General features: G+C 63.5%; 17 protein-coding genes and 1 tRNA gene. 12 read left to right on the top strand and 6 right to left on the bottom strand.

What is annotated here, in order from left to right:
• The first annotated feature begins 311 nt into the window (after window positions 1–311).
• From A6B35_RS02890 to A6B35_RS02875, 4 genes are read left to right on the top strand one after another with little or no spacing between them, the layout of a single operon-like run.
• The gene (locus tag A6B35_RS02890) at window positions 312–1,097 is read left to right on the top strand and encodes an ATP-binding cassette domain-containing protein (RefSeq protein ID WP_006201176.1); all 786 of its coding nucleotides are present in this window, start codon (window positions 312–314) and stop codon (window positions 1,095–1,097) included.
• Window positions 1,098–1,114: 17 nt separating this feature from the next.
• Window positions 1,115–2,074 carry a tonB-system energizer ExbB gene (gene exbB / locus A6B35_RS02885; RefSeq protein WP_006201177.1) on the top strand — a complete coding sequence of 320 codons (960 nt, stop codon included), beginning with the start codon at window positions 1,115–1,117 and terminating at the stop codon, window positions 2,072–2,074.
• Window positions 2,075–2,080: 6 nt separating this feature from the next.
• Window positions 2,081–2,572, top strand: a complete 492-nt coding sequence (exbD, locus tag A6B35_RS02880) for a TonB system transport protein ExbD (protein WP_006201178.1) — start codon at window positions 2,081–2,083, stop codon at window positions 2,570–2,572.
• Window positions 2,569–3,549, top strand: coding sequence for an energy transducer TonB (locus A6B35_RS02875; RefSeq protein WP_006201179.1), 981 nt, complete (start codon window positions 2,569–2,571; stop codon window positions 3,547–3,549). Before exbD ends, A6B35_RS02875 begins: the two co-directional genes overlap by 4 nt.
• Before the next feature lie 86 nt (window positions 3,550–3,635).
• Here A6B35_RS02875 and A6B35_RS02870 read toward each other — a convergent pair whose 3' ends face one another.
• Both A6B35_RS02870 and A6B35_RS02865 read right to left on the bottom strand, forming a co-directional pair.
• Complete coding sequence (locus tag A6B35_RS02870) at window positions 3,636–5,051, bottom strand: RtcB family protein (protein ID WP_006201180.1); 1,416 nt, start codon at window positions 5,049–5,051, stop codon at window positions 3,636–3,638.
• A 1,086-nt stretch (window positions 5,052–6,137) separates the two neighbouring features.
• Complete coding sequence (locus A6B35_RS02865) at window positions 6,138–7,697, bottom strand: vWA domain-containing protein (RefSeq protein ID WP_006201181.1); 1,560 nt, start codon at window positions 7,695–7,697, stop codon at window positions 6,138–6,140.
• A 208-nt stretch (window positions 7,698–7,905) separates the two neighbouring features.
• Here A6B35_RS02865 and rtcR point away from each other — a divergent pair, with 208 nt between their 5' ends.
• On the top strand, window positions 7,906–9,501 hold the full coding sequence (rtcR, locus tag A6B35_RS02860) for an RNA repair transcriptional activator RtcR (RefSeq protein ID WP_006201182.1): 1,596 nt from the start codon (window positions 7,906–7,908) through the stop codon (window positions 9,499–9,501).
• 378 nt (window positions 9,502–9,879) lie between these two features.
• Window positions 9,880–11,274: a multicopper oxidase family protein gene (locus tag A6B35_RS02855; protein ID WP_040582424.1), complete on the top strand. Its 1,395-nt coding sequence runs from the start codon at window positions 9,880–9,882 to the stop codon at window positions 11,272–11,274.
• 544 nt (window positions 11,275–11,818) lie between these two features.
• Here the strand turns inward: A6B35_RS02855 and A6B35_RS02850 are convergent.
• Window positions 11,819–11,894: transfer RNA gene (locus A6B35_RS02850), tRNA-Ala, on the bottom strand.
• Window positions 11,895–12,055: 161 nt separating this feature from the next.
• Here A6B35_RS02850 and A6B35_RS02845 point away from each other — a divergent pair.
• Window positions 12,056–12,346, top strand: a complete 291-nt coding sequence (locus A6B35_RS02845) for a YggT family protein (RefSeq protein WP_006201184.1) — start codon at window positions 12,056–12,058, stop codon at window positions 12,344–12,346.
• A gap of 12 nt (window positions 12,347–12,358) precedes the next feature.
• Window positions 12,359–12,670 carry a DUF167 family protein gene (locus tag A6B35_RS02840; protein WP_006201185.1) on the top strand — a complete coding sequence of 104 codons (312 nt, stop codon included), beginning with the start codon at window positions 12,359–12,361 and terminating at the stop codon, window positions 12,668–12,670.
• A 121-nt stretch (window positions 12,671–12,791) separates the two neighbouring features.
• On the opposite strand, the gene A6B35_RS02835 is transcribed toward A6B35_RS02840, so the two are convergent.
• From A6B35_RS02835 to A6B35_RS02825, 3 genes are read right to left on the bottom strand one after another with little or no spacing between them, the layout of a single operon-like run.
• Complete coding sequence (locus A6B35_RS02835; protein ID WP_006201186.1) at window positions 12,792–13,673, bottom strand: MurR/RpiR family transcriptional regulator; 882 nt, start codon at window positions 13,671–13,673, stop codon at window positions 12,792–12,794.
• A gap of 10 nt (window positions 13,674–13,683) precedes the next feature.
• Window positions 13,684–14,766 (bottom strand): ABC transporter ATP-binding protein, encoded by a 1,083-nt coding sequence (locus A6B35_RS02830; RefSeq protein ID WP_006201187.1) that lies wholly within the window; start codon window positions 14,764–14,766, stop codon window positions 13,684–13,686.
• A 2-nt stretch (window positions 14,767–14,768) separates the two neighbouring features.
• Window positions 14,769–15,539: an SDR family NAD(P)-dependent oxidoreductase gene (locus A6B35_RS02825; protein WP_006201188.1), complete on the bottom strand. Its 771-nt coding sequence runs from the start codon at window positions 15,537–15,539 to the stop codon at window positions 14,769–14,771.
• A gap of 179 nt (window positions 15,540–15,718) precedes the next feature.
• Here A6B35_RS02825 and A6B35_RS02820 point away from each other — a divergent pair, with 179 nt between their 5' ends.
• From A6B35_RS02820 to A6B35_RS02805, 4 genes are all read left to right on the top strand, one after another.
• Window positions 15,719–16,954 (top strand): ABC transporter substrate-binding protein, encoded by a 1,236-nt coding sequence (locus A6B35_RS02820; RefSeq protein ID WP_006201189.1) that lies wholly within the window; start codon window positions 15,719–15,721, stop codon window positions 16,952–16,954.
• A 76-nt stretch (window positions 16,955–17,030) separates the two neighbouring features.
• Window positions 17,031–17,900 (top strand): carbohydrate ABC transporter permease, encoded by an 870-nt coding sequence (locus A6B35_RS02815; protein ID WP_040582434.1) that lies wholly within the window; start codon window positions 17,031–17,033, stop codon window positions 17,898–17,900.
• Window positions 17,897–18,724, top strand: a complete 828-nt coding sequence (locus A6B35_RS02810; RefSeq protein ID WP_006201191.1) for a carbohydrate ABC transporter permease — start codon at window positions 17,897–17,899, stop codon at window positions 18,722–18,724. Before A6B35_RS02815 ends, A6B35_RS02810 begins: the two co-directional genes overlap by 4 nt.
• A 23-nt stretch (window positions 18,725–18,747) precedes the next feature.
• On the top strand, window positions 18,748–20,223 hold the full coding sequence (locus A6B35_RS02805; RefSeq protein WP_006201192.1) for a M81 family metallopeptidase: 1,476 nt from the start codon (window positions 18,748–18,750) through the stop codon (window positions 20,221–20,223).
• The last annotated feature ends 31 nt before the right edge of the window (window positions 20,224–20,254 follow it).

The following is a 20,254-nucleotide window of genomic DNA, read 5'->3' as shown; positions in this document are numbered from 1 at the left end:
GCCAAATGCTGGGCGTCATGTAGGCGCCGGTAGATGCCGCCGGCGCTGAGCAGTTCGCTGTGCGAGCCCTGCTCGACGATGCCTGAATCGGAGACCACGACGATGCGGTCGGCGCCACGGATGGTCGCCAGCCGCTGATTTCGACGTGTCGCCAGCGCGACTCGACATTTTGTTGATTTAAAAAGTCATCTTCATAGTTGACTAGTAAACTCATGTTTCATAGTCAACCGGTGATGGCTGCCGGGAATGGGTTTCCGACAAACCCGCAAGCCCGAGTTGCAGAAAGGCCCGAATTGCGGAAGGACCCGAGCGTGGCTGGAATTCAGACTGCCTTCCGTATCGAAGCGGTGCGTTTCGCCGTCGGCGAGCGGACCCTGCTCGGCCCGGTCTCGCTCGAACTCGAGCGTTCGCGCGTCTACGGGCTGATCGGCCACAATGGGTCGGGCAAGTCGACGCTGATCAAGCTCCTGGCGCGCCAGCAGCCGGCAAGTGCCGGCGCGATCAGCTTCGCCGAGCGGCCGCTGGCCGGATGGGGCGCGCGCGAATTGGCGCGTGCGCTGGCCTACCTGCCGCAGACGACGCCGGCGGCGACCGGCCTCACCGTGCGCGAACTGGCGACGCTCGGGCGCTATCCCTGGCATGGCGCGCTAGGCCGCTTCGGCCATGAGGACAAAAGGCATGTCGAGGAGGCGCTGGTGCTGACCGACATGGCCGGTTTCGCCGACCGGCTGGTGGACGAACTGTCGGGCGGCGAGCGCCAGCGCGCCTGGCTCGCCATGCTGGTGGCGCAGAATGCCGGCGTCATGCTGCTCGACGAGCCGATCTCGGCGCTCGACATCGCGCATCAGGTCGAAGTGCTGCGGCTGGTCAAGGATCTCAGCCGCAAGCGCGATCTTTGCGTCGTCGTCGTGCTGCACGATCCCAACATGGCGGCGCGCTATTGCGACGAGTTGATCGCGCTGAAGGACGGCAGGCTGCTGACCCGTGGCACGCCCGGCGAGATCATGCAGGGCGACGTGCTCAAGGGTATTTTCGGTGTCGAGATGGGGGTGTTTGCGCATCCCGTCACCGGCCAGCCGATTGGTTACGTGCAATGACAAAGCGAGGACGAAGCGTGTCCAGAAACGGTCTCCTAGCGGCGCTGGCCGCATCGCTCATCCTGTCGGCCGGCGCCGTCGTGGCGCAGGAACAGCCGGCAACGCCGGCTCCGGCAGCACAGGCGCCGGTAACCCAGGCCCCGGCGGCACAGGCACCCTCCGCGCCCGCCGCAAATGCGCCGGCCGCAGCCGCGCCGGCGGAGCCGCAGCCAGGCGTTCAGCCGGCACAGCCGGCGGCAGGGGCAGAGCCGTCGACGGCGATCTCGCTGACGCTGCCGCACGACCTGTCGCCCTGGGGCATGTTCATGGCCGCCGACATCATCGTCAAAGCGGTGATGATCGGGCTTGCCTTCGCCTCTTTTGTCACCTGGACGATCTGGCTGGCCAAGTCGCTGGAGATTTTTGGCGGCAAGCTGCGCGCCCGCCGCGCGGCCAACGCCATCGGCAATGCCGCGACGCTGAGGCAGGCCGGACGCGCGCTCGGCCACAACAACGGCCCCGGCGCCCTTCTGGTGCGCGCAGCCGAGGAAGAGGCGGCGCTTTCGGCCGGCGCGCTGGATCACGTCTCGGGCGAGGGCCTGAAGGAGCGCGTCACGTCGCGCCTGGCGCGTATCGAGGCGGCCGCGGCGCGGCGCATGTCGCGCGGCACCGGCCTGCTGGCGACGATCGGCTCGACCGCGCCTTTTGTCGGCCTGTTCGGCACGGTCTGGGGCATCATGAACGCCTTCATCGGCATCTCGCAGGCGCAGACCACCAATCTCGCCGTTGTCGCGCCGGGCATCGCCGAGGCGCTGCTCGCCACCGCCATGGGCCTGGTGGCGGCAATCCCGGCGGTGGTCATCTACAACGTCTTTGCGCGATCCATAGCCGGCTACCGGCAGATCCTTGCCGATGCCTCGGCCGGCGTCGAGCGGCTGGTCAGCCGCGACCTCGATTTCCGCACCGTGCCGCCGGCAAGTGCCATGGCGGCGGAGTAAGCAGCCATGGCGGCTAGAATTCGCGAAACGGCAAGCGACGATCTCGAGGAAAGCCACGAGATCAACGTCACGCCGTTCATCGACGTCATCCTGGTGCTGCTGATCATCTTCATGGTCGCGGCACCGCTGGCGACGGTCGATGTCAATGTCGACCTGCCCGGTTCGACGGCGACGCCGGCGCCGCGGCCCGAGACGCCAATCTTCCTGACGCTGAAAAGCGATCTCACCCTGGCGATCGGCAATGACAGCGTGCCGCGCCCCACCTTCGCCGCCGTGCTCGACGGCAGGACCAAGGGCGACAAGCAGACGCGCATCTTCCTGCGCGCCGACAAAACGGTCGGCTATGGCGAGCTGATGGAGGTGATGAACCTCCTGCGCGGCGCCGGCTATCTCAAGATCGCGCTGGTCGGGCTGGAGACATTGCCCGCCGCCGATGCCACCGCGCCGGCCACGAGCGGAGGCGCGGCTCCGGCGCCAAACAGCGACCCAATCCAATGACGGAAGCCGCCGCCCTGCCCAGGATCGATCCGCCGCGCTTCGGCCTGCGCGCGGCTGGCCTGTGGGCAGGCGCGGCAACCCTGGTTCTGGTCGCGCATGTGGCGGTCGCCTATGCCGTGCAGAATTTCAGCCTGTCCGAGATGTCGGATGGCGGGCCGCCACCGGCACTGGCGATCGAAATGTCGCCGATGGTGATCGCACCCGCCGTTCAGGAAGAGACACCGATGTCGGATGTGGTGACGCCCGACCAGGCCGAACCGGTCAAGGAGACCATCGCCGAGGTCAATCCGGTGACCGAGCCGGTTGAGGAACCGGTCGTGGAAGAAGCGGAGCCGGTCGCCGAACAGCCAGTCGAAGCCGAAGAGGCCACGGCGCCCGAGCCGGCGGAGCCGACGGTTGCGGCGCTGAGCGAGCAGCCGCCACCACTCGAAGAGGTCGTGCCCGACATCGTCGAGACAGTCGCGCCCGACGTGGTCATCCCGCTGCCGCAGCCGAAACCGATCCAGACGGAAGTCAAGGCGAACAAGCCGGTCGAAGCGAAGAAGACGACGGAAAAGAAGCCTGTCGAAAAGCCGAAGCAGCGCAAGAAGAAGGAGAAAGCGGCACCGCCCAAGACGGTAACGACGGCCAGCATCGACGCCAAGGCGGCGGCCAAAACCGCCGCGCCGAAGTTGGCGGCATCGGCTTCACGATCCGGCGACTCCCAAAAATGGCAATCGCAGCTGACTGCATGGGTCAATCGGCACAAGCGCTATCCGAGCGCCGCAAAAGCCCGGCGGGCGGAGGGAACCGTGAACGTCGCCTTCAATGTCGACGTCTCCGGCCGGGTGATCTCCGTTCGCATCACAGGCTCGTCCGGTGACTCGGATATCGACCGCAGCGTCCTCGACATGCTGAGCGGGGCCAAGCTGCCGGCACCGCCGGAAGGCGCCAACCGGCTTGTCAGGTTGCCCTTGGCGTTCAGCCTGCGCAATTAGGCCGGGCCGGGGGCGGCGGGCTGATCGTTCCGGTCGCAGAAGCCGCCGGATGCGGAAATGACTGCCCGCACCCGGCGACGTTCTTGTCAGGACTCGCTCTGCTGCCTCTGCTGTGCGCGCATTTCCTTCTTCTTGCGCCACGGCGCATTGACTTCCCAATCGCCGGCCATGATGCAGCCATAGGGCACCACCTCGTCGACGATCTCCGCCAGGCCGAAATGCTCGATCTGGCGGCGCATCGACGCAGCGTTCTTGTAGGCGCTCGGCAACTCAGAGATATCCGTCACGCCCGAGAAGAAGCGGGCATCGATGCCCTTCGTCTCTTCCGCGAAGATATCGACGTCGCTGCGCCCCGCCTGCATACGTCGGTGCTGGGTGCGCGAGAAGTTGCGCCCGGCGCCGTGCGGCGAGAAGCCAAGTCCGTGCGCCGCGTTCTTGCCGCGCACGATCAGCACCGGTTCCGCCATGTTGAGCGGGATCAGCGTCAGATCGGTCGCATCATCGGCCCAGTTGTCGAAGGCCGGCGTGGCGCCCTTGCCGTGGTAGAACAGCCCGTCTGAGCGGCGGAAGACGAAGTTGTGCTCGTTCCAGAACCGGTCCGACAACTTCGCCGCCAGCTTTTCGGCCGTCAGGTCGTGGATGAGCATATGGTTGCCCTTGGTCCATTCGCGGATCGTCTGCAGGGCATCCCAGTACTCATCGCCTTCCCTGGTGTCGGCTGGAATCCAAGCATTCTGCGGCAAGGTCTCCGGCGACAGCGTCTTGCGGACGCCCTCGGCGATCTTCATCCCCTTGCTGTAGAGCCGCGCGCCTGGCGAGCGCGAGCCATGGTGGGTGACCAGCGCCGTCTCGCCACTCGACTTCAGCGTGCCGACATAGGCGAAATGGTTGCCGTCGCCCTGCGTGCCGAAATGCTCGATCGCCGCACTGGTCAGGTCGCGCAGCAAGGGGTTGGCCTCGAAACGCTCGAAGACCTCCTTGGCTGGCCGGATCTGCTGGCCGCGCGGACGTCCGCCCGGCCCGAAATGGGTGACCGCGTGCACGGCATCGAGCAGAGCGGCAGGCGCCACGCCTGGAAATACCGAGATCGCCATCGAGCAGCTGATGTCGGCCGAATGCATGCCGGGATGGATCGCTTCGGACACCGCGACGCCGCCAACCGGAATGGTGCCCGACGGACCGGCCGGGCAGGCATCCGGCATGATGGCGCCGGCACGGATCACCGGCGTGCGCATCAATTCGGCCATGCTGCGCGTAACCGCTTCGACGTTGGCGGCCTCGTCCGGCGTTTCGGCCTCGATGTTCAGATGCAGCGGCATGGAATGGGCCGCATGCAGCTTCAGCGCTGGTGGCGGCGCGAAAGTGCGCGCCGCTTCCAGCGCGTCTCCCGGCGAGCCGCCGCTCTCCAGCACTGCATTCGCAGCCGCGAGCGCCTTGCCGAACCACTTGCCCTGCGGCATGCCGGCGTCGATCAAATCCTGTCCACTCAAAATCTCGGTCATGTTCTTTCACTTTCGGTAGGAAGCACTGCGTATTGCGAACGGACGACAAGGGAATGCGAGACGTCTTTTCCGCCACTTCGCGAAGATGCGAAGGAGGGACACGAACCCTCACGCCTTTCGGCACCCGCTTGCCTTAAGCAGGCCGCGTCTACCTGTAGTCTCACAGGCATTCGTCCTATTCATTCGGTCTGACGAAAAGAGTCGGCAGGACAATTACTGAGCTACTTTCCATCCGGAGACGGAAGGGATGGCTTGAACATCCGACCTTCCGCGACTTTCGCCGCGGACGCTCTATCCCTGTAGTCCTGCCTGCATTCGCCATTCATTCTCTTTCTCTCTGGCGGGCGACAAGTCGATGCGAGAAACCGGTCGATCCAAGGATCGACGGATGGATTCGAACCACCTGGCTAGCAGATGTATTCCCGCAGGCATTCGCCCTGTTCAATCGGCTGGCGACAAGGGTTGGCAAGACGGTGACTGCGCCACCCCGCTCCGCAGAGCGTGAGAGTGATTTGAACACCCGACCTCCCGCCTTTCGACGGGCGCGCTACCTGTAGTCCTGCCAGCATTCGCCATTTGATTTGCCGCGGCGACAAGGGATGATGGAACACCGGGAGTCCCGCTCGTGCCAGAGAGCGCCTGCAAGGTTGAGGAGTCGAACCTCACGGAGCATCCCGTTCATGGTGCTGTAGTTCCATCCGGCATTCGCCGCGGCTGTTTTTTGCGAGATGTGACGACAAGTCTGTTGTGAAACCTATCTTCCCGTACTGTCCGCTGAACTACGGAGCTGCTGCTCCGGCGGGGGTCGAACCCGCGACCTGGAAGTGCTGTAGTTCCACAGGCATTCGTCACGCCTTCAATGCTTTTCCTTTCCAAGTACGACCGAAGTCGCAAAAAATCGTCGGGCATGACGACAAGGTTTGACGAAACGTCCCGCTCTATCCGCTGAGCTACGGGTCCATAGTGGCGGACCCGACGGGATTCGAACCCGCGACCTGGAGGTGAACAGCCTGTAGTTCCATCGGCATTCGTCATGCCCTGAATTTGTTCCGGTGGTCCCGGCAGACGCACTGCCGGGACCATTGTCTAGAGGTCAATCGCCTCGATCGTGCGCACCCAATGGTCGGGGTCGCCGCTCGAGGTCAGCATAGTTCCGACCACGTCGAAAACGCGGTCGGAGAAGCCGCCGACATTCAGGATGTCGACCTGCGGCTTGGCCTGCGTCGTCGCGTAGGGCTGGATGTCGATGCAGACCAGCTTGGCCCCAGGGTTCAATCCCTTGAGCTTCTGCCATTCCTGCATCGTCGCCGTGCCCTGATGCGCATGCGCCGACGCATCCACCCAGGACTGGTTGTCCGATACGAACACCACCAGGTCGACCTTTGCCTTCTCGCGGACGAGCCGTGCCAGCGGAGCCGAACAGTTGGTTCCGCCGCCACCGATGGCAGCCAGCTTGGCGGCGTTGGTCATCACCGTGTCGCGAGCGTTGAGGCGGATATCCACCACATCGTTCTCGAACGGCAAGACCCTCGCCGTCGGGTTGCGTCGCAGCATCGCGGCAGCCACCAGGGCAGCCACATCAATGCAACGCACGGCCGACGTCGCGCCCTTGCGGTAGCCGGTCGCTGGCGAACCCATCGAACCCGAAACATCCGGGCACACGACCACATTGCCCTTGATCCGGGGCACGTTGCTGAGCGCGATTTCCATCGCATCCTGCAGCGCATCCTTGACCACGCCAGGCACGTCCGCACCAGTCATGGTGAACGCCACCATGAGCTGGTACGGGAATACCCGGGCGCGCCGGATCTCTTCCGGATCACGCAGACGCGCCGCCAGCTTCTCCGCGAACCCTTCCACTTCGAACACGCCGTTGCGGGCAAAAGTGTTCAGGTTCTGCCGCAGCATCTGCCACCCGGCCGTTTCGGCGATCTGCACCCAATGCTCGCGCGACAGCGGCATCGAGGTCAGCATCTGGAACGGCACTTCCGGCACGGGCAGCGACGGATCGCGCTTGAACGCCTCGAATGCCTTCACTACGTCCGGCAGTGCCGAAGCGTCATGCGGCTTGCCGATCAGGTAACCATAAAGCGCCTCACGCGATGCCGATTTCGGCTTCGGGTGAACCATCTTGATGACATCGGCCAGCGACGGATCATTGCCGACCGCAGCCCGCATGATCTCGAAATCGGCCGCCTGCTCGAGCCAGGCCTGGACAAGCCGCTTCGGCCGCGTGCCGAGCGACTTGCGCCCGGTGGCGCCCGAACGCATGACCTGTACGAAGTTGCGCAGCATCTTGCCGTTCCTGACGATGCGCCCGAAAGCACGGTCGAACTCGTCGTCCTGCATTGAGGAGAGAACGGCCAGCAGCAATGCCGGCATGTCCTTCATGTAGCCCTGCTCGAAAGCGTGGACGGCCGTGCGCGCCAGGAATCCCGGCTCGACCTGCCAGGCGAGCTTCAACACGTCGTCCAGCTGCTCGCGCGGCTCGGCATAGAAAGTCGCGTTGAACGTGCCCGTCGCCGCCAGCTGCGCCAAGGCTTGATGGGGCGACAGGCGATAAGCCTGGGCGCCTTCACGGTTCCTGGCGTCAGCCGGCGGGAGCAGCTTTCCTGCAATCGTCGCAAACACGGATTTGTTCGCCATTGTTCTCATCCTTCATTTTCACACCAGCATTATTGCAGGCGGCGTGCCAGTTTGAAGGATGAGCGCACCGTGGCTTGTGTTATTTTCCATAAATAATTGATTTTATTGTAAAATAAAAATCACCATCGAAGCTTCCTGGCACTGGTGCTTCTCGAACGGGTGCCTGTATAGTAATCCAAAAATCTCGGTAGTTATAATATAGGATAAAATGAAAAGACGCGTTGCGATTGGTATCCTCGGAACGACGCTCGATGCGGGCCGGGGGGACGACCGTTGGAAGAAGTGGCGGCCGACGGTTGCGCTGTGTCAGCAGCCGGGATTGTTCATCGATCGGCTGGAACTCATCCATGACGTTCAATCGCAGCGGCTGGTCAGGCAGATCATTGCCGACATAGAACAGGTTTCGCCGGCCACCGAGGTCAGGTCGCACATCATCGGCATGAAGGACCCCTGGGATTTCAGCGAGGTCTACACGGGGCTGCGGGACTTCGCCCGCGCCTACACATTCGATCCCGAGAGGGAAGATTATCTCGTCAACATCACCACCGGCACCCATGTCGCCCAGATCTGCTGGTTCCTGCTCACCGAGGCGCGCTTCATACCGGCGCGGCTGTTGCAGCTTTCGCCGCGCAAAGAGGGACGTGACGACGCATCGGGCAGCCATTCGATCATCGATCTTGATCTGTCCCGCTACGATGCCATCGCCACGCGCTTTGCCGCCGAGCGCGACGAGGCGACGTCGTTCCTGAAATCGGGCATCGCCACCCGCAATCCGGCCTTCAACCAGATGATCGATCAGATCGAGAAGGTGACGATCCGTTCGCGCGCGCCGGTTTTGCTGACCGGCCCGACGGGTGCTGGCAAGTCGCAGTTGGCCAGGCGTATCTACGAACTCAAGAAGGCGCAGCGGCAGGTTTCCGGCGCTTTCATCGAGGTCAATTGCGCGACGCTGCGCGGCGATCAGGCGATGTCGACGCTATTCGGCCACGTCAAGGGTGCTTTCACCGGCGCCCAGAACGAGCGCGCCGGGTTGATGAAATCGGCCAACAAGGGTGTGCTGTTTCTCGACGAGATCGGCGAGCTCGGCCCGGACGAGCAGGCCATGTGCCTGCGCGCCATCGAGGAAAAGCGCTTCCTACCGGTCGGCGCCGATCAGGACGTGATGTCGGATTTCCAGCTTCTCGCCGGCACCAATCGCGATCTGTCTATCGGCGTGAAGGAGGGTAAGTTCCGCGAGGATCTTTTTGCGCGGCTGAATCTGTGGACCTTCCAGCTTCCGGCGCTGCGCGACCGCAAGGAAGACATAGAGCCGAACCTGGACTTCGAGCTGCGCCGCTTCGGCGAACGCGAAGGGCAGAACGTCACCTTCAACAAGGAAGCGCGCGACCTCTATTTGAAATTTGCCATCGCGCCGGAGGCGATGTGGCGAGCCAATTTCCGCGATCTCTCGGCTTCGGTGACCCGCATGGCGACGCTGGCACCGTTGGGCCGCATCAATGAGGAGACCGTAAGCGACGAGATCGACCGGCTGACGGCGCTATGGCGTGCCGGCGATACTGGCGACCGGGGCGGCATTCTACAGGAAATTCTTGGCGCCGACCGCCAAGGCCAGATCGATATGTTCGACCGGGCGCAGCTCGCTGCCGTGCTCGAGGTTTGCCGTGACAGCAATTCCATCAGCGCGGCCGGGCGAAGACTATTCGCGGTTTCGCGGTTGCAGAAAACCAGTGGCAACGACGCCGACCGGCTGCGCAAATATCTCCTGCGTTTCGACCTCAGCTTCGAGGACGTTGTCCAAAGATGATCGAGATCGCCCGCATGCGACATCTGTTTGCCAAACGTCAAGCTCGGCGCGCGCGTCACCCGCACGGCGCCTTTCGTTTTCAGCCTGCGCGATTAGCGACTGGGAAATCCCGAACTCGACGCGAAGGGTCGGCGAGGCTCCGCCGCGATTGCCACTGACGGGTGCCGGCAACGGGCATCTCGTTGCCGCAGGCTCAACCTCTGGACGACGAGCCGGTATCCAAGAGCGGCTCTTTCGGTCAGGCGAATGTGACTTGATTGACTTCCCGAGTTTGGGTCAATCGGGGATCACAGCGATCCGCTGCGCCGCGATGGCGCCGGTTCGTCGCTTGTGCCATGTGGGTGCCGGGCCCCCCGAGGCCTCTCAGCTGGAGCGAATATGACGGTCCTCACACGTCGCAAACTCTTGAGAACTGCCGCGATTGCCGGCGCAGGTGGGATCGGGCTCTCCGCCATGGGCAAAGTGGGCAGCTGGGCCGCGGCCATGCCCGAGCCGGTGCTGCTGAAGACGACCCGGATCCAGGCGAAGCTGATGGATGTCGGCCAGACCAAAAATGTGTTGACCTATGGCGACGCCGGCATGCCGCCGGTGCTCAGGATGAAGAAGGGCGAGCCCTTCGCCGCCCGGCTGGTCAATGGCATCGACGATCCGACAACGATCCACTGGCACGGCATTCGCGTTCCCAACAAGATGGACGGCGTGCCGTTCCTGGTGCAGCCCTATGTCTATACCGGCGATCATTTCGACTACGCCTTCGCGCCGCCCGATGCCGGCACCTTCTGGTATCATCCGCACTGCAACACGCTTGAGCAGATGGGCCACGGACTGACCGGCGTGATCGTCGTGGAGAACCCGAACGATCCGCATTTCGATGCCGAGGTGGTCATCAATCTGCGCGACTGGCGGCTCGGCGACGATGGGCAGTTCATCGATCAGTTCCGGCCGCGCGATGCCGCAAGATCCGGCACTTACGGCACGGTGCGCACCGCCAACTGGCTCGACCAGCCGCAATTTGACGCGCCGGCCGGAGGGTTGGTGCGGCTCAGAGTCGCCATCACCGACGTTACGCGCGTCTATGCTTTTCGCGTCGAGGGCGCCGAAGCGACGGTGATCGCGCTTGACGGCAATCCGGTGTCGCAGCGCTTTGCGCCCGATGCCTTGCAGCTCGGACCCGGACAGCGGCTGGAGCTCGCCATTCGCATGCCCGACGATGAAGGGGCAGTCGTCAGCCTGGGAGACGTCAGGGGCACCAAGCCCAAAATCCTGGCGACGCTGCGTGCCGTTGGAACTTCTCTCAAACGCGACCTTCGCGACCTTGCACCGCTGGAGATCAATCCGGTCCAGCAAGTCGATCTCGCCGCTGCCGAGCACATTTCATTGTCGCTCAGTGCTACGGCGGAAAACGTGCCGAGCGACGGCATCTGCGGCTCGCTCGGCTACAGTTTCTGGGCGATCAACAAGGTGCCGTGGCCAGGCGATACGTCCGATCCGACCGCGCCGTTGGCCGAACTGAAGCTCGGCAAAAGCTATGTCATCGACATGGAAAACCTGACGCCGCAATCGCATCCGATCCATCTGCACGGCATGAGCTTCAAGGTGCTGTCGTCCTCGACGCGTCCGGTGCAGCCGACGATCTCCGACACCTATCTCATCCAGCCCAACGAGAAGGTTCAGCTCGGCTTCGTCGCCGATAACCAGGGCGACTGGCTACTGCACTGCCACATCATCGAGCACCAGAAATCGGGAATGACGAGCTTTGTCCGGGTGGCCTGAGGAGGCCTGGTCCGATACGCCGGATTTTGCATTGACGCGGCCAGGGCCACGAAATCTGGGCTGTGTCAAAGGGCGCTCGATTGCGGGCAGCTTAAGGCGCACTCGCTGGCGTTCAGCGAAGGCCAGGGCGAAGGATCCCGGCTCGAATGAGTAGGTGCGTTCCTCTTCGTCCTCGATTACCCGCACAAAGCATTGGCTGTCCGTCTCAACCATCTCAACGCGGGTTCCCAAAAGACCGCCATAGCTATCCAGATAAGCACGCACATCGCTTTGTGAATAAGGCATCGCTTTCTCCCACATGGCGAAACATGTGACCGTGCCAATAATACCTTCGCGCAGCAATAAACTATGACATACCTCACACGGCGTTCAGACGTTCTGCAGCGATGGGCGCGAGATTGGCGCGCACGGACCATGCACTTGATCGAACCGTACCGATGCGACAGCGAGACTGGTGCTCAGGGATTTCGGCGGCAGACATCTTGCCGCCATCTGAAATTCGACCCGATCGATGGTCGTGGGTTCATTTCGGTGATTGATCCGATGGTGGAGCTGAGGAGGATCGAACTCCTGACCTCGTCATTGCGAACGACGCGCTCTCCCAGCTGAGCTACAGCCCCGTCCAACGGATGGCGCATTTATCGAAGGCAGCGGTTTCCTGTCAAGGCGGCGTTTTGCGCAAATGACCTCGTTTCAGGCCTTGGGTCCGGCATGTGGCGGAAGCCGGCCCTTGCCGGTTCGGCGTGCAATGGTTACATGTCGGCAACAATTGGAGACCGGCATGATCGCCCTTATTCAAACCATCGTCATGGCGCTTGACATCTACTGGTGGATCATCATCGCCTCGGCGATCTTTTCCTGGCTCTACGCCTTCAACGTCGTCAACTCGCGCAACCAGTTCGTCGGCACCATCGGCAACACGCTCTATCGGCTGACCGAGCCGGCGCTGCGGCCGATCCGCCGGTTCATCCCGGATCTCGGCGGCATCGACATCTCGCCGATCATTCTGCTGTTGCTCATCTTCTTCCTCCGCCAGTTCCTGCTCACCACCGTACTGTCGTTGGTCGTCTGAGCCAGCCATTCGATGGCTACGCCGTTTCGCCTGCGTGACGATGGCGTAGACCTGTTCGTCCGGCTGACGCCAAAGGCGGCGCTGAGCAGGCTCGAAGGCGTCGAGACGGCGGCCGACGGGCGCAGCCATTTGAAGGCGCGCGTGCGCGCCGTGCCGGAGAATGGCGCCGCCAATGCGGCGCTTGAGAAGCTGGTTGCCAAGGCACTGGGCGTGCCGGTGTCGGCTGTGTCGGTGGTTGCCGGCGGCACGGCGCGGCTGAAGACGCTGCGTATTGCGGGTGACCCGGGGGCTCTGGCGAAGAGTATCGAGGCACTCGCCCGTTAGCCCGAGTTCCCCTGCGCGCCCCTCATCCGACCGCTTCGCGGCGGGGAGAAGAGGTTGGCGCCGGCGCTGGTGATTTCCGGGTGAGGGGGCTTTTTGCACCGTATGGCAGCCCGCCCGGCTCTCAATCCCCCAGGGGCAAACGCGGGTCGTCGACCTTCAGCGTGTTCACGCTCTGCTTGATGCGGCGCAGGTTTTCCAGGACTTTCGGTCCGCGCGTTTCGGCAACCGACGTGGCGATCATGTCGACGATCGCCATCAGCGCGTAGCGCGAGGATGTCGGCTTGTAGATGTTGCCGTCCTCGAGCGGCTGGAAATGGATCACCGTGTCGGCTGCCTTGGACAGCGCCGAGTCCGGCGCGGTGATGGCGACCGTGGCGGCGCCATATTGCTGCGCCACCTGTACGGCCTCGATGACCGAACGCGCGTAGCCCGACACCGAGAAGGCAACCACAGTCGTCTCGGGCGTGGCGACGGCGGCATACATGCGCTGCAGCTGGCCGTCGACCTGCGCCAGCGCCGACAGGCCGAGCCGAAACAGCCGGTTCTGCATCTCGGTCGCCATCATCGAGGAAATGCCGCCGGAACCGATGCACAGCACGTTGCCCGAACCGGCGATGCGCGCTGCGACGCCGACCAGCACCTTCATGTCGAGGTTCTCGCTGGCGCGCTGCATGGCCGATATTGCCGCCTCGGTGATGGCCGAAGCGATGCGCTGTTCGCGGACGTCGCGGTTGAGCGGTTCCGGCGACAGGTACTGAGCGCCGATGGCGATAGCCTGCGCCAGATAGAATTTGAAGTCGCGCAAGCCTTCGCAGCCGAGATTGCGGCAGAAGCGGGTGACGGTCGGCTCGCTGACGCCGACGCGCGCGGCGATCTCCGAGATCGCCGCCTTGGAGGCGAAGTCGAGATCGGAGAGCACAAGGCCGGCCAGCCTGCGGTCCGACTTGGTGCCGTCCTGCGACATAAGCTGCAGCCGCGTGATGATGTCGGCCGGCGTCTTCATACCGGTGTCCTCACAGGGGCAGGCCCGTCGTCTTGTCGAACAGATGGATGTTGGCGGGATCGACACTGACCGGCAGGCGGTCGCCCGGCCGAATCTGCAGCCGGTCGCGGAACACAGCGCGCACCGTGTCGGGACCTATCGCGCCGTAGACATGGGTTTCGGCGCCGGTCGGCTCAACCACGTCGACATCGATGGCCATCGCATCGTCGGCGCCGCCGACGACGAAATGTTCGGGGCGGATGCCGGCTTCCACAGTGCCAGTCTCCAATGTATTGGCCGCCGGCACGGCCTTGCCGACCAGCGCCAGGCGGCCGCCACCTGATGTCTCGAACCAGGCCTTTGTCGCAGACCCCTTGAGGGCGCCGGAAACAAAGCTCATCGAGGGCGAACCGATGAAGCTGGCGACGAATTTGTTGGCCGGTCGGTCGTAAAGTTCCAGCGGCGCCCCGACCTGCTGGATCCGGCCGAGGTTCATCACCACGATACGGTCGGCCATGGTCATGGCCTCGATCTGGTCGTGGGTGACATAGACGATCGTCGATTTCAGCCGCTGGTGCAGCGCCTTGATCTCGGTACGCATCTGCACGCGCAGTTGCGCGTCGAGGTTGGACAGGGGCTCGTCGAACAGGAACACCGACGGTTCGCGCACGATAGCGCGGCCCATGGCGACGCGCTGGCGCTGGCCGCCCGACAATTCCCGGGGGTAACGATCAAGATAGGAGAACAGGTTGAGGATGCCGGACGCCTTCTTGACCTTGTCGTCGATCGCCGCGCGGGTCTCGCCGCGAATTTTCGGACCAAAGCCGATATTGTCCGACGCCTTCAGATGCGGGAACAGCGCATAGGACTGGAAGACCATGGCGATGTTGCGCTGCTGCGGCGGCAAGTCGTTGGCGCGCAGGCCGCCGATGATGAGATCGCCGGACGTGATCGGCTCCAGCCCGGCCAGCATGCGCAGCAAGGTCGACTTGCCGCAGCCGGAAGGGCCGACCAGCACGACGAACTCGCCGCTGTTGATCTCGAGGTTGATGTCCTCGAGGATCTTGTGGTGCCCGAACGATTTCGACAGGTCGCGAAACTGGACATCGGTCATGGTCACGCTCCCAAAATGTCGTCGATGAAGGGCAGGCAGCCGGCGGTCAGCCCGGCGTCCACCGGCATCACCACGCCTGTTACGCCCGATGCGCGATCGGACGCAAGGAAGGCCACGGCTTCAGCCACTTCAGAGGCGTTGACGATGCGGCCGAGCGGATAGAGCCGCTGCAGCCTGCCGAGGATTTCCGGGTCCTTGGCGAGGCGATGATCCCAGGCCGCGGTGCGGATCGATCCCGGGCAGACGACATTGGCGCGCAGACCGCTGCGACCGAGTTCGACCGCGATCGATTTTGCATAGGCGTTGATGCCTGCCTTGGCCGCAGCATAGGCCGGATTGCCGAAATGCGCGATGGCATTGACCGAGGAGATGAAGACGACGTTGCCCGAGCCGCGCCGGGCCATCGCCTTGACCAGCGGGTCGGCGAACATCATCACGCCGGTCAGGTTGAGGTCGAGCTCATGCTCGATCTTGTCCGGGGTCAGCGCTGCAATCGTCTCGGCGCGCGTCCAGCCGGCATTGTTGATGAGGATGTCGGGAACGCCGTCCTTGTCGAGGATCGCAGCGATCGCGGTTTGCACAGAGGCCCGGTCGAGAAGGTTGAAGACGTGGTGCGAGGCGAGGTGCGGGCTGGCCAAGGCCTCGTTCGACTGGTCGCAGCCGACGACCCGCGCGCCGCGCTCGTTGAGCAACGCCACGATAGCCGAGCCGAGGCCGCCGCCGGCGCCCGTCACCACGACCGTCTTGCCTTCGAACTCGGCTCTCGAAACCACCGCGCGCGTTCCTCCCTGATCCCGGTCGGGGCTGTGAGGCTATTCGCCGAAATGTAATTTAGCAACAGATTAATCTGCTTGCGAAGCGGAAAATGATGGATAATGTAGGAAAGTCACATAAACCTATGCTGCCTCACAGCATGGGATGCGCGCAAGCGCACATCAAAGGGAGAGAGCAGATGAGTCTGAGGACATGGACTGTCGGCCTGATGGCCGGAATGAGCATGCTGACGCTCACAGCGCAGGCAAATGCCGGCGAGGTGCGCGTCACCGTCGCCGAATACAGCGCCAAGACAGGCCCCTATTTCGAAAGCGTCAAGAAGGATTTCGAGGCGGCCAACCCGGGCATCACCGTCAAGTTCGAGATCGTGCCGTGGGACGTTCTCCTGCAGAAGCTGACCACCGACATCACCGCCGGCACCAATGCCGACCTGTCGATCATCGGTACGCGCTGGCTGATCGATTTCGTCCAGCAGGATGTCGCCGAGCCGCTCGACAGCTACATCACGCCCGACTTCAAGGGCCGCTTCATCGACACGTTCCTGTCGCCGTCGATCATGGAGGGCAAGACCTACGGCCTGCCGATCGCGGCTTCGGCGCGCGCCCTGTACTACAACAAGGAATTGTTCGAGAAGGCCGGCATCGCCCAGCCGCCGGCGACCTGGACCGACCTGCAGGAGGACGCCCGCAAGATCAAGGCGCTGGGATCCGGCACGTTCGGCTTCGGCCTGCAGGGCAAGGAGATCGAGACCGACGTCTATTACTACTATGCGATGTGGTCCCAGGGCACGGAGATCCTCAACAAGGACGGCACGTCGGGCCTGAGCACACCAGGCGCGCTCGAAGCGGCCAAGCTCTACAAGTCGATGATCGACGAAGGCCTGACCGAGCCTGGCGTCACCTCGAACAACCGCGAGGACGTGCAGAACCTGTTCAAGCAGGGCAAGGTCGGCATGATGATCACCGCCCCCTTCCTGTCCAACCAGATCAAGGATGAGGCGCCGAACCTGAAATATGGCGTGGCGGCGATTCCGGCAGGGCCGACCGGCGCGCGCGGCACCTATGGCGTCACCGATTCCATCATCATGTTCAAGAACTCCAAGAACAAGGATGAGGCCTGGAAGCTGCTCGACTTCCTGTTCACCACGGAGCAGCGCGCCAAGTTCACGCAAGGCGAAGGCTTCCTGCCGGTGAACAAGGAAGAGGCGAAGATGGACTACTACGTCAACAATGCCGACCTGGCGGCGTTCACGGCGCTGCTGCCCGACGCCCGTTTCGCGCCGGTCATCCCGGGCTGGGAGGAGATCGCGCAGATCACTTCGGATGCCATGCAGAAGATCTATCTCGGCAGCGCCGAGCCGGAGGCCGCCCTGAAGGAGGCGGCGGACAAGGCCAATGCGGTGCTGAAGAAATAGGGCGTTCACTCCCGACGCCCCGTGGCGCGCCCCACCCGTCGGGGCGCGCCACCCCCCGACGCCCTCAGGTCAGCCGATGCAAAATCGATTCTTGCCCTATCTCCTGACCTTGCCCAGCCTGTTTCTGGCGGCTGTCGTCATCTTCTGGCCGGTCTGGGACCTGATTCAGATCTCGACCCACGATGTCAGCCGCTTCGGCCAGCTGCGCGACTTCAGCGGCCTGACCAATTTCTGGGCGCTCACCGCCGATCCCGATTTCACCGCAGCACTTTGGCGCACCGGCCTGTGGACGGTGCTGGTCGTCGGCGGCGCGCTGCTGTTGTCCATTCCGGTGGCGATCATCCTCAACACCGACTTCTATGGCCGCGGCATTGCCCGCGTCATCATCATGCTGCCCTGGGCGGTGTCGCTGACCATGACGGCGGTGGTCTGGCGCTGGGCGCTCAACGGCGAAAGCGGTATGCTCAACTCGGCGCTCCTCGGGCTCGGCCTGATCGACCAGAACATCCAATGGCTGGCGAGCGCCGAGACCGCGTTTCCGATGCAGGTGCTGATCGGCATATTGGTGACGGTGCCGTTCACGACGACGATCTTCCTCGGCGGGCTGTCGTCGATCCCGGACGACCTCTACGAGGCGGCAGCACTGGAAGGTGCGACGCCGCTGCAGCAGTTCCGCGAGATCACCTTTCCGCTCTTAAAACCGTTCATCAACATCGCCATCGTGCTCAACACCATCTACGTCTTCAATTCCTTTCCGATCATCTGGGTGATGACGCAGGGCGGGCCGGCGAATTCCACCGACATATTGGTCACCCACCTCTACAAGCTCGCCTTCCGCATCGGCAAACTCGGCGAGGCGTCAGCCGTGTCGCTGGTGATGTTCGCCATATTGCTGGTCTTCACCATGATCTATGTGCGGCTGGCGATGCGGGAGCAACGCGCATGAGGAATGGCAAGCTGAAGCGTTCAATCATCGCCTGGCTGCTGCTTTCGCCGCTGATCGTGGTGACGATCTTTCCCTTCGCGGTGATGTTTTTGACCGCGGTCAAGCCGCGTTCGGAAGTGCTGTCGCCGACCTGGTGGCCGAGCGAATTCCGCTGGTCGAATTTTGCCGACATGTGGGTGGCGACCGGTTTCGGCCGGGCGCTGGCCAATTCGCTCTATGTCTCGGTCATCGCCACCGTAGGTGCCATCCTGATCTCGGTGCCGGCGGCCTATGCGATGTCGCGCTTTCGCTTTGCCGGCTACAGTGCCTTCCGCCAGTTCCTGCTGGTGTCGCAGATGATCTCGCCGATCGTGCTGGTGCTTGGCCTGTTCCGGCTGATGGCGGCCTGGGGGCTGGTCGAATCAACGACGGCGCTCGGCTTCATCTACATGGCCTTCAACGTCGCCTTCACCGTGTGGATGCTGCAGAGCTATTTCGACACCATCCCGCGCGATCTCGAGGAGGCCGCATGGATGGAGGGCGCCGGCCGCTGGCTGACCCTGCGCAAGGTGTTCCTGCCGCTCTGCCTGCCGGCGATCGCGGTGACGGCCATCTTCACCTTCATCAATGCCTGGAACGAATTCGTCGTCGCGCTCACCATGCTGCGCAGCCAGGAAAGCTACACGCTGCCGATCCAGGTGTTTTCGCTGGTCGCAGGCCGCTACACGATCGAATGGCACCACGTCATGGCGGCGACGCTGCTTGCCACCCTGCCGGTGGCGATCCTGTTCATCTGGCTGCAGCGCTACCTCGTCCGGGGGCTGGCGCTCGGGGCGGTCAAATAGCCTTCACTTTCCACGGAGCTTTCATGCGCATCTTCACCGCCTCGCTGGCGACGGAAACCAACACTTTCTCGCCGGTGCCGACCGACCGGACCTCGTTCGAGATGGCCTTCTATGCCGGGCCGGGCAAGCACCCGGAAACGCCGACTTTGTGCTCGTCGCCGATCGTCGCCTTGCGCCGGCGGGCCGTGAAGGAAGGGCTGACGGTGATCGAAGGCACCGCCACCTGGGCGGAGCCTGGCGGGCTGGTGCAGCGGCAGACTTTCGAGGCGCTGCGCGACGAGATCCTCGATCAGCTGAAGGCGGCGCTGCCGGTCGATGCGGTGATCCTCGGCCTGCATGGCGCGATGGTGGCGCAAGGCTATGACGACTGCGAAGGCGACCTGCTCGAACGCGTGCGCGCGATCGTCGGTCCGCAGGTGGTGATCGCCTCGGAGTTCGACCCGCATAGCCATCTGACGCCGAAGCGCGTGGCGGCGTCGGACATCATGGCCTACTTTCTCGAGTTCCCGCACACCGACTTCTACGAGCGCGGCGAACATGTCGTCGAACTCGGGCTGGCCGCGGCGCGCGGCGAGATCAAGCCTGTGATCTCGACCTTCGACTGCCGGATGATCCAGGTGCTGCCAACCAGCCGCGAGCCGATGCGCTCCTTCGTCGACCGCATCAAGGCGATGCACGGCAAGGACGGCGTGCTGTCGGTCTCCGTCATCCACGGCTTCATGGCCGCCGACGTGCCGGAAATGGGCACGCGCATCCTGGTCGTCACCGACAACGACAAGGCGAAGGGCGATGCGCTGGCGGAAAGCCTGGGACGCGAGCTCTATGCCATGCGCGAAGAGACGGCGATGACGATGCTGAACGCCAGCGACGGCATCGAGCGGGCGCTGGCCGTGCGCGCTGAAAGACAGGACAAACCGGTGGTGATCGCCGACATCTGGGACAATCCGGGCGGCGGTGTCGCCGGCGACGGCACCGTCGTGCTGCGCGCCATGCTGGAGCGAGGCGTCAGCAATGTCGGCGTGGCGACGATCTGGGATCCGATCGCGGTGACGTTCTGTCAAGCCGCGGGCGAGGGCGCCGTCATTGATCTGCGTTTTGGTGGCAAGGCCGGTCCGCTGGCGGGCGAGCCGATCGACGCGCGGGTGCGGGTGCTGAGAGCGGTCACGGAAGGGTGGCAGAGTTTTGGGCCGAGCCGGGTGACGCTCGGACCGACAGCGCTGGTCCGCATCGAAGGATCCGAAGTCGATATCATCCTCAATACCAACCGCACACAGACCTTCGAACCCGATATTTTCGCCAATCTCGGCGTCAATCCACTCAGCAAGGACCTGTTGTTGGTGAAATCGACCAACCATTTCTACGCCGGCTTCGCCCCGATCGCCGCCGAGATCATCTATGTCTCGGCGCCGAGTTCGTATCCCAGCAATCCGGTGGTAACCAACTACACCAAGCTGACGCGGCCGGTGTGGCCGCGGGTGGCTGATCCGTGGAAGGCGTAGGGTTATCCCTTCTCCCACAGGGGGAGAAGGG

It is taken from the genome of Mesorhizobium amorphae CCNWGS0123 (assembly GCF_001686985.1).
Lineage (GTDB): Bacteria > Pseudomonadota > Alphaproteobacteria > Rhizobiales > Rhizobiaceae > Mesorhizobium > Mesorhizobium amorphae.
Note: the sequence above shows the minus strand (reverse complement) of the source record. Positions and strands in the feature narration are given on the sequence as shown.